Source organism: Olsenella massiliensis (genome assembly GCF_001457795.1).
Taxonomy (GTDB): Bacteria; Actinomycetota; Coriobacteriia; order Coriobacteriales; family Atopobiaceae; genus Olsenella_F; species Olsenella_F massiliensis.
Genome location: NZ_LN898211.1, coordinates 653,485 through 668,838 on the forward strand (window position 1 = coordinate 653,485; position 15,354 = coordinate 668,838).

The 15,354-nt window shown below is 64.5% G+C and carries 13 protein-coding genes; 3 read left to right on the top strand and 10 right to left on the bottom strand.

What is annotated here, in order from left to right:
• Nucleotides 1–11: 11 nt before the first annotated feature.
• From BN3001_RS06890 to BN3001_RS06900, 3 genes are read right to left on the bottom strand one after another with little or no spacing between them, the layout of a single operon-like run.
• Entirely contained in the window at nucleotides 12–1,658 is a 1,647-nt protein-coding gene (locus BN3001_RS06890) for a DUF4474 domain-containing protein (RefSeq protein ID WP_058271015.1), read from the bottom strand.
• A complete protein-coding gene (locus BN3001_RS08405) occupies nucleotides 1,655–2,080 on the bottom strand; it encodes a hypothetical protein (RefSeq protein WP_148362968.1) in 426 nt (141 codons plus the stop codon). Before BN3001_RS08405 ends, BN3001_RS06890 begins: the two co-directional genes overlap by 4 nt.
• Nucleotides 2,077–2,376: a hypothetical protein gene (locus tag BN3001_RS06900; RefSeq protein WP_058271017.1), complete on the bottom strand. Its 300-nt coding sequence runs from the start codon at nucleotides 2,374–2,376 to the stop codon at nucleotides 2,077–2,079. The genes BN3001_RS08405 and BN3001_RS06900 overlap by 4 nt, the downstream gene beginning before the upstream one ends.
• Before the next feature lie 223 nt (nucleotides 2,377–2,599).
• Between BN3001_RS06900 and BN3001_RS06905 the strand changes: the two genes are divergently transcribed.
• Nucleotides 2,600–3,184 (top strand): xanthine phosphoribosyltransferase, encoded by a 585-nt coding sequence (locus BN3001_RS06905; protein WP_058271018.1) that lies wholly within the window; start codon nucleotides 2,600–2,602, stop codon nucleotides 3,182–3,184.
• A gap of 142 nt (nucleotides 3,185–3,326) precedes the next feature.
• On the opposite strand, the gene BN3001_RS06910 is transcribed toward BN3001_RS06905, so the two are convergent.
• The gene (locus tag BN3001_RS06910; RefSeq protein ID WP_058271019.1) at nucleotides 3,327–5,009 is read right to left on the bottom strand and encodes an OPT/YSL family transporter; all 1,683 of its coding nucleotides are present in this window, start codon (nucleotides 5,007–5,009) and stop codon (nucleotides 3,327–3,329) included.
• A 156-nt stretch (nucleotides 5,010–5,165) separates the two neighbouring features.
• Between BN3001_RS06910 and BN3001_RS06915 the strand changes: the two genes are divergently transcribed.
• Complete coding sequence (locus BN3001_RS06915) at nucleotides 5,166–5,996, top strand: type III pantothenate kinase (RefSeq protein ID WP_058271020.1); 831 nt, start codon at nucleotides 5,166–5,168, stop codon at nucleotides 5,994–5,996.
• 124 nt (nucleotides 5,997–6,120) lie between these two features.
• On the opposite strand, the gene BN3001_RS06920 is transcribed toward BN3001_RS06915, so the two are convergent.
• The 3 genes from BN3001_RS06920 to nrdD form a co-directional block, all read right to left on the bottom strand.
• Nucleotides 6,121–6,372 (bottom strand): hypothetical protein, encoded by a 252-nt coding sequence (locus BN3001_RS06920; RefSeq protein ID WP_058271021.1) that lies wholly within the window; start codon nucleotides 6,370–6,372, stop codon nucleotides 6,121–6,123.
• 91 nt (nucleotides 6,373–6,463) lie between these two features.
• Nucleotides 6,464–7,033 (bottom strand): anaerobic ribonucleoside-triphosphate reductase activating protein, encoded by a 570-nt coding sequence (nrdG, locus tag BN3001_RS06925; protein ID WP_058271022.1) that lies wholly within the window; start codon nucleotides 7,031–7,033, stop codon nucleotides 6,464–6,466.
• 89 nt (nucleotides 7,034–7,122) lie between these two features.
• Nucleotides 7,123–9,345 carry an anaerobic ribonucleoside-triphosphate reductase gene (nrdD, locus tag BN3001_RS06930; protein ID WP_058271023.1) on the bottom strand — a complete coding sequence of 741 codons (2,223 nt, stop codon included), beginning with the start codon at nucleotides 9,343–9,345 and terminating at the stop codon, nucleotides 7,123–7,125.
• 327 nt (nucleotides 9,346–9,672) lie between these two features.
• On the opposite strand from nrdD, the gene BN3001_RS06935 reads away from it, so the two are divergent.
• Entirely contained in the window at nucleotides 9,673–10,464 is a 792-nt protein-coding gene (locus BN3001_RS06935; RefSeq protein ID WP_058271024.1) for a Cof-type HAD-IIB family hydrolase, read from the top strand.
• A gap of 604 nt (nucleotides 10,465–11,068) precedes the next feature.
• On the opposite strand, the gene BN3001_RS06940 is transcribed toward BN3001_RS06935, so the two are convergent.
• From BN3001_RS06940 to fumC, 3 genes are all read right to left on the bottom strand, one after another.
• Nucleotides 11,069–11,965, bottom strand: a complete 897-nt coding sequence (locus tag BN3001_RS06940) for a glycoside hydrolase family 25 protein (protein WP_058271025.1) — start codon at nucleotides 11,963–11,965, stop codon at nucleotides 11,069–11,071.
• Between the two features lie 411 nt (nucleotides 11,966–12,376).
• Nucleotides 12,377–13,525: an NAD(P)-dependent malic enzyme gene (locus BN3001_RS06945; protein WP_058271026.1), complete on the bottom strand. Its 1,149-nt coding sequence runs from the start codon at nucleotides 13,523–13,525 to the stop codon at nucleotides 12,377–12,379.
• A gap of 1 nt (nucleotide 13,526) precedes the next feature.
• Nucleotides 13,527–14,933, bottom strand: a complete 1,407-nt coding sequence (fumC, locus tag BN3001_RS06950; protein WP_058271027.1) for a class II fumarate hydratase — start codon at nucleotides 14,931–14,933, stop codon at nucleotides 13,527–13,529.
• Nucleotides 14,934–15,354: the final 421 nt, after the last annotated feature.

Sequence of the window (15,354 nt, forward strand, 5' to 3'; positions counted from 1 at the left end):
GTCACCATTCCCTACCTTTCCCAGTTGATTTTGAGCGCTCCATCCTCCTGGAGCCGTGCGTCCACGCCGTGCTCCTTGAGGGCGTATTCCATGGCATCCTGCAAGCCTTTGTCCTCAAAGCGCATCTCGCCCGTTACAGAAAGGTCCTCTTGTCGATATCCGGGCATATAACCTCCATTTGGCTTGGTTGGAACAAAACCACTTAAGAAAACCCAGTAACCTTTGCCCACATATCGCTCGAGATGCTTCGTTCCTCGCGTGTTGACGGTGATTTTCTTATAGGGCGCGTCGCTTCCCGTGACTGCCTCATAGGTGGTGAAGATGCTCTTTGTCTGCTGCGCTGACAGCGTGTCCAAATTATCCCTGACTTCCTGTGGGGTGAGATTGATGTGTTGCTCGCTCTTTGTGGTCGGCAAATCCCGCGCATAGAGCGCAATCTCACCACCGTAGGTGAGCCCTGCGGCATAGGTGCCGTCCCACGTTTGGAGACGATATTCCTTTTTTCCATAAGAAAAGGTCGTGACGTGCGTGTCTAGGTCCATGCCCAAGAATGGTCCCGCAAACTCGATCCAGTCACCGTATCCGTTTTTCTTTTGGACGCTGCCATCAACATCTTTCGAATAGAAGACTCCATCATCTGCCGTGAACGAGAGGAGGGAAGTTACCGGTCCAAGACTTTGTCCGTTGACCAGATTAGTGCCATTTTCAACAAAATCCTCCAGTTGCGAGGCAGTGCCCAAGTGACCCAAGGAAAAAATGCCAGATAGATTCGAAAGGAGTGAGCTGAGCGCCTCGTGTTCGATTCTGTCAACCACTGGGGATTCCTTGACCATCATGTACAGGAGCGCATAACGCTCGTCAGGAGTCAATCGTATGATTTCGTTGGGGGCACCATCGTCGAGCAGTGACCTAAGGGCAATGCCAAGAAGATCCTTCATGCGCCCCTCACCACCCAGGCGAAATCCCACGATGTTGCCCCGATCATCCAACATGAAATAGCGCTCAAGCGTGGCGCGATTACGTTTTCGCTGCCATGACTCGTCGTGTTGGATGACCCAAGAAAGGTCAATCTGGGAAATGTCAAACGCTCCGACGGAGCCCCTCCGGATGACGGCAGAGAGCGCCTGCCGCTGTTGGGCAAGTAGGGTGCAATATGCGTAGCTGTTGGCGTAGATGCCGCCATCATGGAAGTATTCAATGGCAACGCGAAGCTTCTCTTCCAATTGGCGCGCCTGGTCAGCAAGAAGGTCGCCAAAGGAACGCATTCCCTGTGCCACGACAGGGCTATGTATGCTCAGCCTGCTTGCCTCGTCATACAGGGAGGACGCCCAGCGCCGCCTTTCGTCAACCGCCTGAGATATGGCGTCAGTGTCGATGGTGGCACCTAGCGGCAGGAGCTTGGCCGCGACGTTCTCTCGATCATGGGAAAGGTCGCTGATAAACGCAAGCAGGAAGTCTCTATGCAGAGAGATGGAGGGCATTCTCACTCGTGCAAGATAGTCCCTCAAGGAGGCATATGCCTGAGACTCTCCCGCAGACACGTCCATGATGACGCACGAAAGGGCCTCTTCCTGCCTCCCTGCGTCATCCGTTGCCTTGTTTGCGGTCATGAGGTCATGCGAGATGTCGGTAAGAAGCTGAGTGACATCAGCTCTCATGAGATATGTCCTCTCCCTGCCGCAAGATTGCTCCAACGTCTGTTGAAGGAGACTATCTCCTCGCCCTTTTGACGTCTTGTTCGTGCAAGCTCGCGGGCCATTCGCTCCTGTTCCTCCTCGACGTTCTCAGAGAGCTTGCGGGCGGTTGCCTGGACGTCTTCGAGCAGTCTTTGCGTCATGGCAGCTCCTTGCAAGAAAGCCAGCTCATCCATGACGGCTATGCGGTCCAGAGCGACGCGAAGCGTCTCTTGGCCCTCCTGCATCGCACGTACGCCCCTGCGCAGGCCGTCCTCCCTTCCTTCAAGCTCCAGCATGCATTGGTTATGACGTCGAGCGAGCGCCTCGGCTTGTTGTACGGACGCATGGCAGGAAAAGCCAGCCTTGTCGTCGGGAGGCATGCATGTGCGTGACAAAGCGCTCATGGAAGCTCCCCCATGCCCACGGTCAGCTTGTTCGCGACTTCCTGGTCGACTTCTCCCAACACCTCGGCGACTTCACGCAGGGCGCTGGCGTCTTGCTTCACGGCCTGCACATAGCTCTTGGCAGCGTCAAGATAGGAGGATCTAGCTTGGTCGTGCGCACTTGGAGGAAGTCCGTCAGCGGCACCTGCGAGGGAGGAAAAGCGCACCGCGTCATAGGACGACGTCGCAGTCTCAAGCTGCGAGGCCTGGCGGCACGCTGCCGTGCGGTTGGATGTGATGGTACCCGGCAGTCCCATGCGGCCCCCAGCCATGCATGACGTATGTCAGAAAAGATACGCTATATACATGCTATCTGACACACGTAGTACCGACATCAGGGGAATGTCATGGCTTTGTTTGGTCGTCCTGCCGTGGTCGTCAACAGGGGCGACCACGGCAGCCTCATCGTCCCACACGCCAGGCGCCCAAATGGCGTATCGTAGCCATACCTCATTTCAAGCGGACGGCGGGAGGTCGCGGGTGAAGCTGCTAGAGGAGCGCATCAGCAGGGACGGCGTGGTCAAGAGCGGCCAGGTGCTCAAGGTTGACTCGTTCTTGAATCATCAGATGGACATTGGTCTCTTCAGGGAGATGGCCCGCCAGTGGCGCAGGGACTTCTCGGACGTCCCCATCAACAAGGTGCTCACGATCGAGGCGAGCGGCATTGCCATCGCGGCGATCGTCGCGGAGGAGTTTGGCGTGCCCTGCGTCTTTGCCAAGAAGAGCCAGAGCGTCAACCTCGACGGCACCGTGTATGCCACGCGCATCACGTCCTTCACGCACAAGCGCGTGTACGACGTGATCGTCTCCTCCAAGTATCTGGGCGAGGGCGACCACGTGCTCATCATTGACGACTTCATGGCCAACGGCTGCGCCATGGACGGCCTGGTGGAGATCTGCCGGGCGGCCGGCGCCGTCATCGAGGGCATCGGCATCGCCGTGGAGAAGGGCTTTCAGCCTGGCGGTGAAAAGCTGAGGTCACAGGGCTATCGGGTGGACTCGCTCGCCATCGTGGACGAGATGGACCCCGACACGGGCGCCATCGTGTTTCGTCCCCAGGCGTAGCCTGAGCGAACGTCCCCAGAACGTCCGTATCACGTTCGCGCTAACGCAAGGCCCCGCCGCGCCACGGCCAGCAGAAGCCGGCCATGACGCGGCGGGGTTGCGCTTTTGAGCGAGGTCGCGCCCTCGCCCGGCTGAGGTCATGCTAGCCGGCGAGCGACGCCAGGATGGTGACGGCCGCGATCACGACGCCGACGATGGACTCGCCGCCCAGCACGCCGGAGGCAAGCACGATGCCGCTTTCCTGGTCCCGCGCCTCGGCGACGGCCGCGTCACCCTCAGACAGCCCCGCGCGCCGCGCCGCCTTGACCTTGTCGTACGCCAGCTTGGCGACGGCACCCAAAAAGGCCGAGGAGGTCATGAAGAAGGGCAGGTAGACGCCAAGGCCCACCATGATGGCCGGCAGCCCCAGCAGGTAGAGCGCGATGCCCCCGAAAAGCCCGATGACGAAGGCAGGCATGCTGGGTATGCCCGACACCATGGTCGCGACGACGCTCGCCTGGGTGGCGACGAAGGTCTTGCCCAGGCCAAAGGCGTCGGGGCCGTAGGCACGCTCAAGGGCGACCATCGTCACCACGGCGACCACCACGCCGATGAGGGCGCCCAGCGCCTGCGCCTTCCAGAGCGTGCGGGGGTTGTTGCCCAGGATGGCGCCGGTCTTGAAGTCGCTCATCACGTCACCGGCAAGTCCGCAGGCGCAGGTGATGATGCCGGCGACAAAGAAGAGGCTCAGCTGCGAGAGGTCGGACACGAGCGCCACCAGCAGCAGCACGATGAGGCCAAAGACCTCCATGGGGTCGATGCCCGTCTGCCCCACGGACTGGGCGCTCATGATGGTGGTCACAAACGCGAGGAGCACGATGATGAGGGTGGGCAGGGGTCCCAGCCCCAGCCCCACGCCCGCCACGAGGGCGGCGACGGCAACGAGCAGGGCGAGGAACCCGCCGTCGCGCCTAGAGGTCACGTCGCTGTCCCAGCCCCGCTGCCCCGCGTCGGCCTGGCGTCCCTGGCGCAGGAGCCGCGGGATGACGTCCTTGATGACGACGGCGACGCCGGCGCCCATCATGAGGCCCATGCCCAGGCTCCTGACGACGCTCTGTGCCGTCTCGACCGTCCAGATCCCCGCTGCCGTGCCTCCCACGACGAGGCCAAAGTTGGCGACGAGGGCGCCGCCGAACCAGAAGGCGACGGGCACGAAGCCCACGAGGAAGCCTACGGACAGCAGCATGGGCGAGTTGTAGATGCCAAAGGCCACGCCAGGAACGGGCAGGGCGAGCAGCAGCTGCGGCAGCAGGCCCAGAGCGTCCCTCAGCACGCAGTAGACGCCCGCCAGCGCCATGGACCCAAAGAGGCGCTTGCCGGTGGAGCCTCCCACGCGCGCCGCCTCGAGCGTCTCGGCGGCGGCGGTGCCGATGGGATACTCCAGGTCGGAGTGGTCAACAAAGCGCCGACGGATGAGCGCCGTGCACACAAGGCCCAGCAGGGTGCCAGCGAGGGCGACAAAGAGCAGCTGCCACCAGCTCACCTCGTCGGCCAGCCCCAGCATCCAGATGCCCGGGATCGTGAAGGCGAGGCCGCCCGCGACCATGGACCCCGCCGACATGACGATCTGCGTGACGTTTGCCTCGCCGATGTCCGTGCGTCCGCAGGCCCGCAGGAGCAGCAGCGACGCGATGGAGGTAAATATCGTGGGCCAGGGGAGCGACCCCAGCTTGAGGGCCGTGTAGGCCGACGCCGCCGTCAGGATGACGCAGCCGATGACGCCAATCACAAATCCCGGCACGCTCAGCTCGTCGCGGAGCCTGCCGGCTCCCGTCCGTTCGTCCATACGTATGCTCCTTCTCATATCCGCTTTTCCTGGTGCCAGGCGCGTCGGGCGCCGGGCGAAAAGTCGGGTTGATGGACGTCTGCCCCTGGATCGCGGGGTAGACTTGCTACAGTGTAGCGTAGAGGCCGGCAGGACGGGCGACAAGGGGAGGCGAACATGGCGTCAGGGTCGCGTCACGAGGGGGACGTTGCGCGTGCGTGCGGCGTCGTGGCCGTTGACGTGGGCAACACGGTGACGTCGGTGGGGGTCTTTGCCGCCGGCGCGCAGGCCCATGACGACCCCGTGCTCCGCTGGGACCTCAGCACCCCGCGCAGCCTCACCGCCGACGAGGCGTTCCTGACGCTGGCGTCGCTTCCCGGCGTGGGCGAGGGGGAAGGGCGCGCCGTCGGGGCGTCCATCCTCTCCTGCGTGGTGCCGACGCACGCCCAGGCCTGGCAGGGGGCGTTGGCGCGGCTGAGCGCCACGCGGCCCCTGGTGGTGGGCCCGGGGCTCAGGACGGGCCTTAAGATGCGCTACCGCGATCCGGCCGAGATCGGCCCCGACCGCATCGCCGACGCCGTGGCGACGCGCGAGCGCTATGAGCTGCCTGCCGTGGCCATAGACTTTGGCACGACCGTGAACATGGAGGTCATCGGACGGGACGGGACCTTCCTGGGAGGGCTCATAGCCCCGGGCATCGCCCTGGGCGCTCGCTCGCTGAGCGAGTGGGCGGCGCGCCTGCCCCTCATCAGGCTTGAGGTGCCCCGCGAGGTCATCGGGCGCTCGACGCGCGAGGCCATGCTGTCGGGCGTCGTCCTGGGTGAGGCCGCGCGCCTTGACGGGCTCATCGACCTCATCTGTGAGGAGCTGGGAGAGAGGGCCACCGTGGTCATGACCGGGGAGCGCGCGGCGCAGATGGCCGCGCTCGTCTCGCACGAGGCCACGGTGGACGCGACGCTGACGCTGCGCGGCCTTCATCAGCTGTGCCTGCAGAATCGTCGAGGGTAGGAACCGTCGCGGGCAACACGGGCCTGGCCGCGATGTGGGCCTGGCCGTTGGGCCGATTCCCCCTCGGAGGCCGTCGCATGCCCCGGCTGGGTCGGCCCTGCCGTCCGCGCCGCGCCGCGCTCTCCTACGACAGTGGCCCCTTGTCCGCCTTGTCGATGGAGCGCAGCAGGTACGTCTCGGCCCAGATCACGCCGACGAGAATGACGCCCAACCCCAGCCGCTCGCCGTCCTCAAGGTCGGGAAGGGCCAGAAACGCCGCGACGACGGCAAATCCCACCACGGCAAGCAGGATGGCGGCGGCGCCCCGGGGCGTCCTGGGGTCAAACGAGCCCAGGCGGTTGATGTAGGTGGGCTCCTTGAGGTCGGAGAGTCTCATGTGCGGCCTTTCGCGGGGTGCTTGTCTTAGGGTGCTTGCCTTTCATGGGGGGCGGTCTGTGCGCGCCGTCGCGCTCATGCGCGGGTGACGGTCAGAGCGCGTGGGTCTCAAACAGGGGGTCGTCCCTCCACAGGATAACCTCGCCTGCGGCACGGCTCTTCCGGACATCGATGAGCCGCTGGTTGGACGACCCCCTAAAGCGCAGTGATATGTCGTGCAGCGCCTGCACGAAGGGGCCGTCCACGAGAACGTCTACCAGCTCCAGCAGTCGGTCGGTGTTCTCGGTGCGCGGCGAGGCGGCGTAGGGTGCGGCCACGGGCGCCGCGCCCGTGAGCTCCTCCCAGGTGAAGCCCGAGTAGAGCCAGACGCCCTTGTCCGGCTGCCGCCGGCGCACAAGCTCAAGGAAGTCGGCAAGCGGACCCTGGTTCTCCACCTCCATGGGCTCCCCGCCCAGGATGGTGATGCCGTCCACGTAGGCGGGGGAGAGGCTCTCCATGAGCTCCTCCTGGGCGGCGGCGTCAAAGGGCCTGCCGGCCCCAAAGTCCGCCGCCTGCTGGTTAAAGCAGAAGGGGCAATGCCGCCGGCAGCCGGACACGAAGAGTGAGCTGCGCACTCCGGGGCCGTTGGCTATGTCGCAGGTCTTGATGGCCGAAACGTTCATGCTTCCTTCCCTGGTCAGCAAACGGGACGACGCCTGCACAAGCCTGCGCCGTCCCGTCGTGTGGTCATGCGTGCCGCTGCGGCGTCGCGCTACAGGTGCAGCACGCGGTCCTTGATCTCCTCGGTGCGCCCCTGGTTCCAGAACTGCGTCCCAATGTAGCCGCAGGTGCGACGCGCAACGTTCATCTTGGATTGGTCGCGGTTGTGGCAGTGGGGGCACTCCCACACGAGCTTGCCGTCGTCCTCCACGACCTGTATCTCGCCGTCGTAGCCGCAGACCTGGCAGTAGTCGCTCTTGGTGTTGAGCTCGGCATACATGATGTTGTCGTAGATGTACTGCATGAGCTTGATGACCGCGGGGATGTTGTCCTGCATGTTGGGCACCTCGACGTAGCTGATGGCGCCGCCGGGCGAGAGGCGCTGGAACTCGCTCTCAAACTTGAGCTTCGTGAAGGCGTCTATGTCCTCGCGGACGTTGACGTGGTAGGAGTTCGTGATGTACCCGTGGTCCGTGATGCCCTTGACCGTGCCAAACCGGCGCTGGAGGCACTTGGCGAACTTGTAGGTGGTCGATTCGAGCGGGGTCCCGTAGAGGGAGTAGTCGATGTTCTCGGCCGCCTTCCACTCGCTGCACTTGTCGTTCATGCGCTGCATCACGGCGAGGGCAAACGGCGTGGCCTCCTCGTCGGTGTGGCTGTGCCCCGTCATGTACTTGACGCACTCGTACAGGCCGGCGTAGCCCAGGCTGATGGTGGAGTAGCCGCCGTAGAGCAGCTTGTCGATGGTCTCGCCCTTCTTGAGGCGGGCCAGCGCCCCGTACTGCCAGAGGATGGGGGCGGCGTCCGAGAGCGTGCCGCGGAGGCGGTCGTGGCGGTAGCGCAGGGCCTTGTGGCAGAGCTCGAGGCGCTCCTCAAAGACCTCCCAGAAGCGCTCCATGTCCCCGTCGGACGAGAGCGCGACGTCGGGCAGGTTGATGGTCACGACGCCCTGGTTAAAGCGACCGTAGTACTTGGGCCTGCCCGGCTCCCAGTTGCCGGCGTTGGCCACGTTGCCAAAGCCGTCGCCCGAGCGGTCGGGCGTGAGGAAGGAGCGGCAGCCCATGCAGGTGTAGACGTCGCCCTGCCCCTCGACCTCGCCCTTCGACAGCTTGTACTCACGCATCTTCTTCTCGGAGATGTAGTCGGGCACCATGCGGCGGGCCGTGCACTTTGCCGCCAGCTTGGTGAGATAGAAGTACGCGCCGTCCTCGCGCACGTTGTCAGGTTCGAGCACGTAGATGAGCTTGGGGAAGGCGGGGGTGATCCAGACGCCGTCCTCGTTCTTGACGCCCTGGTAGCGCTGGCGCAGCATCTCCTCGATGCACAGCGCCAGGTCGCGCCGCTCCTGCTCGTCCTTGGCCTCGCCCAGGTACATGAAGACCGTGATGAAGGGGGCCTGGCCGTTGGTGGTCATGAGCGTGACCACCTGGTACTGGATGGTCTGGACGCCGCGGGAGACCTCGTCGCGCAGGCGCTTCTCGACGATCTTGGAGATCGTGCCCTCGTCGGGATGGGCGCCGATGGTCTCCAGCTCGGCGTAGACCTGGCGGCGAATCTTCTTGCGGCTCACGTCCACGAAGGGCGCCAGGTGCGCGAGGCTGATGGACTGGCCGCCATACTGGCAGCTGGCCACCTGGGCGATGATCTGCGTGGCGATGTTGCAGGCGGTCGAGAAGCTGTGGGGCTTCTCGATCATGGTGCCGCTGATGACCGTGCCGTTCTGGAGCATGTCCTCGAGGTTGACGAGGTCGCAGTTATGCATGTGCTGCGCGTAATAGTCGGCGTCATGAAAGTGAAGGATGCCCTCGTTGTGCGCCGCGACGACGTCGGCGGGCAAGAGCTCGCGCATGGCCAGGTCCTTGGAGACCTCGCCGGCCATGTAGTCGCGCTGGACGGAGACCACGCTGGGGTTCTTGTTGGAGTTCTCCTGCTTGACCTCCTCGTTGTTGGACTCGATCAGCGAGAGGATCTTGTCGTCCGTGGTGTTCTTGTGGCGCTTCTGGTTCTGCACGTAGCGGTAGATGATGTACTTGCGGGCTACGGCAAAGCGGTCCAGGGCCATGAGCTGGTCCTCGACGAGGTCCTGAATCTCCTCGACCGTGACGGTGTGACCCGCCTGGGCGCATGCGTCCTGCACGTTGAGGGCCGCAAAGCTCACCTCGCGCTCGCTGAGCCGGTCCGCCTCGGGAACCTCCCGGTTGGCCGCCTTGATGGCGTTGACGATCTTCTGAAGGTCAAAGGAGACCTCCGAGCCATTGCGCTTGATAATCTTCATTGGAAGCCCCCGGATGCCGCTCGACGTGTCCCTGCGCGATGCGCGCAAAGATAACTATGCCACAACTTGCGCCGTTCAAGCGCGTGAACACCACAATTGGTGGTACAGAAAGGCTCAATTCACCACAAGATATAGGTAAAAACTGGTCGAAAACCTTGTTGAAACCGTGTTGAAAGCATGGTAGGCGCAGCTAGGAAATTGCATGTAGATAGGAAACAAAGCAAAAAAATGGCTACATTGGTCAGCAGGGGAGATTCGACGAAACGACACGTCTTGCACGCGAACGGTTCGCCCGGGGCGCGCGAGGCCGGACACACGAGGAGCACCATGGCCATCTGGAACCCACCAGCCGACATAAAAGCCGCCTTCTTTGACGTGGACGGCACGCTGCTCTCGTTTGCGACGCACATGGTCCCCGAGACGACCCTCATGGCCCTGGCCGAGCTCAAGAAGCTGGGCGTGAAGTGCTTCATCGCCACGGGGCGCCCCCCTTATCAGCTCGACGAGATCTCCATCGACACCTTCGAGGGCTTCATCCTGTTCAACGGCCAGCTCTGCCTCACGCGTGACGAGGTCTACTACGACGAGCACATCGACCGCGAGGACGTCAGGGCCATCGTCCAGCAGGTCAAGGAAGGTCGCTACAACGCCCTCTTCATGGAGAAGGGGCGCTGCTACCTGAGCGGCCATGACGATCATGTGCGCGCCATAGAGGAGTCCGTGGCCATGACCTTTCCCGAGGGCGACATCGAGCAGGCGCTCGAGAACGACATCTACCAGCTCAACATCTATCTGGGGCCCGGTGAGACGGGCATCGTCAGCGAGGTCACCAGCAACATCAAGATGACCCGCTGGAGCGAGCACTTCGTCGACGCGTTTCCCAGGTACGGCGGCAAGCACGCGGCGGTTCGCAGGACGCTCGAGCGCTACGGCATCGCTCCCGAGCAGGCCGTCGCCTTTGGTGACGGCGGCAACGACCTCTCCATGTTCGGCGTGGTGGGCACGTCCGTGGCCATGGGCAACGGCAACGACGACGTCAAGCTCCAGGCGGACTTCGTGACGGATGACGTTGACCACGACGGCATCTACAACGCCTTCGTGAGGCTGGGCGTCCTGTAGAGGGAGCCGTAGGTCGGTGCCACGGGGTGCCGCAGGGGCATCTGGGGCATCCGGTGGGGGACCTATAGGCTTGAGACCGCCGCCGCTGGATTCCTATACGTTTGAGGGTGCCGCTGCTTGATTCCTATAGGTTCGAGAGTGTCGTAGGCGAAAACCTATAGGTTTGGGGACGTGGCAACTGGATTCCTATAAGCTTGAGGAAGCGGCAACTGGATTCCTATAAGCTTGAGGAAGCGGCAACTGGATTCCTATAAGCTTGAGGAAGCGAGCCGATTTTTACCTGGGCAAACGCGGCGACACATCCTCAAACGTATTAATTTGTGTTTCTGAAACTCTCAAACGCATAGGAATCGGTGCCAGGTGAGCGGCGTGGGCAAGCGGCTCCGGCGGGCGGCTCCAGACAAGCTGGGCAAGCCAGACGGGTCATGGGAGAGACGCGTCTTTCGTCCACCGCATCAAAGCCGCAAAGGCGCGCGAGAGATGCGCTTGAAACTCCCCGCGATCACCCGTCCGGCCACACAAGGGACAAGCGCTGCACATGGGACAGGCGCCGCGCACGGAACAGGCGCAGTTCCCGGAACAGGCGCGGAGAAAGCCGTGGCTGCTACCGCTGGGCGTCCTCCGCGTCGAGCGCGCCTGACAGGTCAAGGTCAAGGTCAACCTTGCCGTCGATGCCCGGTATCGTTCCCGTCTTCGTGTACTGCCAGAGCCTGAAGCGCAGGCGGCTCGTGGGCGTCGTCCCGTACTCCGCGTACCAGAAGCCGTGGCGTGCAAGCTCGGCCTGGTCGTACTGGGAGAGGTCATATTGGTTGCCGTATACGACGGCATGGTAGCCGTTCTTCTCGCACTGGTCGCAGAAGGACCTGGCCGCCGTGGTCAGCTCCTGGCCGGAAAGCGTGCTCACGCGGTCGGACCCTGCGGCGTCCGGCTCCATGTCAAAGGCGACGGGATAGTCAACGTCGGCGCCGCCGAGCTTGCTTGTGGCGAAGTCCGCCTCCTCGCGGGCCTCGCCCTCGGTCTTGGCCTGTGAGAAGAAGTACACGCCCACCTTGACGCCGGCAGATCGCGCCTCGGCCATGTTGCGGGCAAAGCGGGCGTCCTCGACGATGTTGCCGGCGATGGACCCACGATAGCCCACGCGGATGTAGGCAAACTCCACGCCCGCCTCGCGGACCTTCTTCCAGTCGATGTCGCCGTTGTGCTCGGAGACGTCGATGCCAAAGGAGGAGAGGGTCTCGCCGTCGCGCACGTAGGCGAGGCGCCCGTTGACCTTCTTGACGTTGTCCCAGGAATAGGGAGACAGGTTCAGGGACTCGACGTCAGATATGCCCAGCGACTTACCTTTGAGGCGTCCCGTTTCGGCGGCGTTCCAGGAGGTCGCTGCGCCCCCGCAGACGGTGAGCCTGAGGCCCAGGACGAGCACGATGACGAGGGTCGCCACGATGAGGGCGCGTCGCGCGAGCCCGCCGTGGCGCCGTGGCGTCCGTGCGCGACGGCGCACGTCGCGGCGGGGGCGTCCTTGGGCGTTTGCGTGTCGTCGAGGGCTGCGGGAGGAAGCCCCCGGGCGAGAGGCCCCCCGCCGCGTCCCTTGGGGGCTGCGCGTCGTAGGGGCAGAAGACGCCGCCCCTCGGCGCCCCGTGGGTCGCGAGGGCCGCCGTCCCGCCTGTGAGATGCCCCGTGCCGTCAAAGGAATCACACCGTCAAGCTAGGAGTATGAGCCGAGGAGCAAGACATGCCCACATGTGTCACGACATCCCCCGAACGTACGCTGCCTCAACAAAGATATCCAAAACGAGCTGCTCAGTATACATCAGGCCGCACGACGGCCTCGGGAGCGGTCTCCTGGAGGTCATGGGGACCTGTCGCCATGAGGGGCGCCCGTGCGATCGTGCCGTCCGCGCGGCGGTGGCGACTACGCTCGTTGCGCCACGGCCTCAGCGACCACGTCGGCCACGCCCTTGTCGAGGGCGGACGGGATGATGTAATCCGGGGCGAGCCGCTCGTCGGGCACGCAGGCGGCGATGGCACGGGCGGCAGCGACCTCCATCTCGTCGGTGATGCGCGGGGCACGTGCCCTGAGGGCGCCCTTGAAAATGCCGGGAAAGACAAGGACGTTGTTGATCTGGTTGGGAAAGTCCGAGCGACCCGTGCCCACGACCGCGGCACCGCCCTCGCGGGCCAGGTCGGGCATGATCTCGGGCGTGGGGTTGGCCATGGCGAAGACGATGCCCTCGCGCATGCTCGACACCATCTGCGGCGTCACGAGGTTGGGGCGCGAGACGCCCACGAAGGCGTCGGCCCCGCGCAGGGCGTCGGCGAGGGAGCCGCGCTCGTGCTCGGCGTTGGTGACGTGCGAGAGTTCCTCCTGTCGAGAGGTCAGGCCGGCGTCTCCCTCGCAGATGATCCCGCGCACGTCGCAGAGGATCACGTTGCCAAAGCCCATGCGACAGAGCAGCTCGGCAATGGCGCAGCCGGCCGCCCCGGCCCCGTTGAGGACGATCTTGAGGGTCCCCATGGCCTTCCCGGTCAGCTTCACGGCGTTGAGGAGCGCCGCCGCGACGACGATGGCCGTGCCGTGCTGGTCGTCGTGGAACACGGGCACGTCGCAGAGCTCCCTGAGCCTCCGCTCGATCTCAAAGCAGCGCGGGGCGGCTATGTCCTCGAGGTTGATGCCGCCAAAGCTCTTTGAGATGAGCTGGACCGTCCGCACGAACTCGTCCGTGTCATGCGTGTCCACGCAGATGGGAAACGCGTCCACGTCGCCGAACTCCTTGAAGAGGGCGCACTTGCCCTCCATGACCGGCATGCCCGCCGCGGCGCCGATGTCGCCCAGGCCGAGCACCGCGGTGCCGTCCGTGACGACCGCCACCAGATGGGAGCGTCGGGTGAGGGACCAGGACGTTTGGTAGTCCGCCTGAATCTGTCGGCAGGGCTCGGCCACGCCGGGCGTGTACAGCAGCGCCAGGTCCTCGCGCGTCTCCACCCTCTTGCGGGAGATCACCTCGATCTTGCCCTCGAGCTCCTCGTGGAGCCTCAGGCTTCGTGCGCTCGTCTCGTCCACGCTAGACCATCTCCTCTGGCTTGTAGAGCTCGTCAAACTGCTCACCCGTCAGGTAGCCCAGCCGCACGCAGGCCTCGCGCAGGTCAAGCCCGTCGGCGTGGGCGCGCTGAGCCACCTTTGCGGCGCGCTCGTAGCCTAGGTGGGGGCTGAGCGCCGTCACGTTCATGAGCGAGCGATGCAGGTTGTCATGCATGCGCTGGCGATTGGCCGTGACGCCGCGCATGCAGCGCAAATCAAAGCTCACCGTCGCGTCGGCGAGCAGGCGCACGCTCTGCAAGAAGTCGTACGCGATGACGGGCATGAACACGTTGAGCTCGAAGTTGCCCTGGCTCGCGGCGAGGCCGATGGTGACGTCGTTGCCCATGACCTGCGCCGCGACCATGGTCAGAGCCTCGCACTGCGTGGGATTGACCTTGCCCGGCATGATGGAGCTGCCCGGCTCGTTGGCGGGGATGCTGATCTCGCCCAGGCCCAGACGTGGCCCCGAGGCCAGCCACCTGACGTCGTTGGCCAGCTTCATGAGGTTGGCGGCAAGGGTCTTGACGGCGCCGTGAGCAAAGACGACGGCGTCCTTGCTGGTGAGGGCATGAAACTTGTTGGGCGCGCTGACGAAGTCGCCGCCCGTGAGCGCGCACAGGCGCCTGGCGACGAGCTCGTCAAAGCCCTCGGGCGCGTTGAGCCCCGTCCCCACGGCCGTGCCTCCCAGGGCGAGCCTGCCCAGGAAGGGAAGGGCCGCCTCCATCTGCGCCAGCGGCTCTTCCACGAGCCCCCGCCAGCCGCGAATCTCCTGGCTGAAGGCTATGGGCACGGCGTCCTGCAGGTGCGTGCGACCGCTCTTGACCACGCCCTCGTTGTCCCGCTCCAGCCGTCGGAGCGTGTCCGCAAGCTGACGGGCCGCCGGCATCAGGCGTTGCGTGAGGGCCAGGTACGCCGCCACGTGCAGGGCGGTGGGAAAGGTGTCGTTGGAGCTCTGGCTGCAGTTGACGTGGTCGTTGGGGTGGATGGGGCGCTCTGGTGCGGCGCCGCGTCTCGCGCGGGCGCGCTCGTTGGCAACGTGGGCGAGAACCTCGTTCATGTTCATGTTTGACTGGGTTCCCGAACCCGTCTGCCAGACCTTGAGGGGGAAGGCGTCCGCATGGCGGCCCGCCAGCACCTCGTCGGCGGCGTCGGCGATGAGCGAGGCCACCTCATGGTCAAGGACCCCCAGCTCGTCGTTGGCCTGGGCGGCCGCCTTCTTGATGAGGGCAAACGCGTGAATGATGCCCTCGGGCATGGTCTCGGTGCCGATGGGGAAGTTCTCCAGGGAGCGCTGGGTCTGGGCGCCCCAGGCGGCGTTGCGGGCAACGAGCACGTCTCCCAGGGAGTCATGCTCAAGGCGATAGCCCTCGGAAGGCTCGGTGTCTGACATCGTCTCTCCTCCCTGCCTCACGCGCGGCGTGCCTGGTGTCGTCATCCCCATGATACGCGCCTCGAGGACAAAGGCCTGGCGCGATGGCCTGAGCCTGGCAGACGGCCTTGGCCTGGCAGGACGGCCGTATGACGGGATGCGCGCATCCCAGCTGCGAGCTGGTGTGAGCGACCTGCCGCCCGCCGAGAACGCGCAGCACTGAGCGGTCGGGTCCCTCTTCCGCAGGAAAGTGCGCTATCCTAAGGAAGTCCTGCCCTGCGGCGGGGCACCAACCTCAGAGACGCGAGCCACATGAGACGACGAGCATGGCTTGGATGTACGGCGGTGAGCCACATCCGGTCATGCTCTTTTTTCTCTATCGAGCTTCCGGGGACGACCAGCGCGGCAGGTCTGGTGGCAGGAGTGCGCGAGCGCCGCGCGT

Excerpts from the sequence above, each read along its gene's own strand:
- BN3001_RS06920 (WP_058271021.1), bottom strand. The coding sequence starts at position 6,372 with ATGAGACTCTCCGACCTCAAGGAGCCCACCTACATCAACCGCCTGGGC.
- BN3001_RS06890 (WP_058271015.1), bottom strand. The coding sequence starts at position 1,658 with ATGAGAGCTGATGTCACTCAGCTTCTTACCGACATCTCGCATGACCTC.
- nrdG (WP_058271022.1), bottom strand. The coding sequence starts at position 7,033 with ATGAACGTTTCGGCCATCAAGACCTGCGACATAGCCAACGGCCCCGGA.
- BN3001_RS08405 (WP_148362968.1), bottom strand. The coding sequence starts at position 2,080 with ATGAGCGCTTTGTCACGCACATGCATGCCTCCCGACGACAAGGCTGGC.
- nrdD (WP_058271023.1), bottom strand. The coding sequence starts at position 9,345 with ATGAAGATTATCAAGCGCAATGGCTCGGAGGTCTCCTTTGACCTTCAG.
- BN3001_RS06915 (WP_058271020.1), top strand. The coding sequence starts at position 5,166 with ATGGCGTCAGGGTCGCGTCACGAGGGGGACGTTGCGCGTGCGTGCGGC.
- fumC (WP_058271027.1), bottom strand. The coding sequence starts at position 14,933 with ATGTCAGACACCGAGCCTTCCGAGGGCTATCGCCTTGAGCATGACTCC.
- BN3001_RS06900 (WP_058271017.1), bottom strand. The coding sequence starts at position 2,376 with ATGGGACTGCCGGGTACCATCACATCCAACCGCACGGCAGCGTGCCGC.
- BN3001_RS06935 (WP_058271024.1), top strand. The coding sequence starts at position 9,673 with ATGGCCATCTGGAACCCACCAGCCGACATAAAAGCCGCCTTCTTTGAC.
- BN3001_RS06910 (WP_058271019.1), bottom strand. The coding sequence starts at position 5,009 with ATGGACGAACGGACGGGAGCCGGCAGGCTCCGCGACGAGCTGAGCGTG.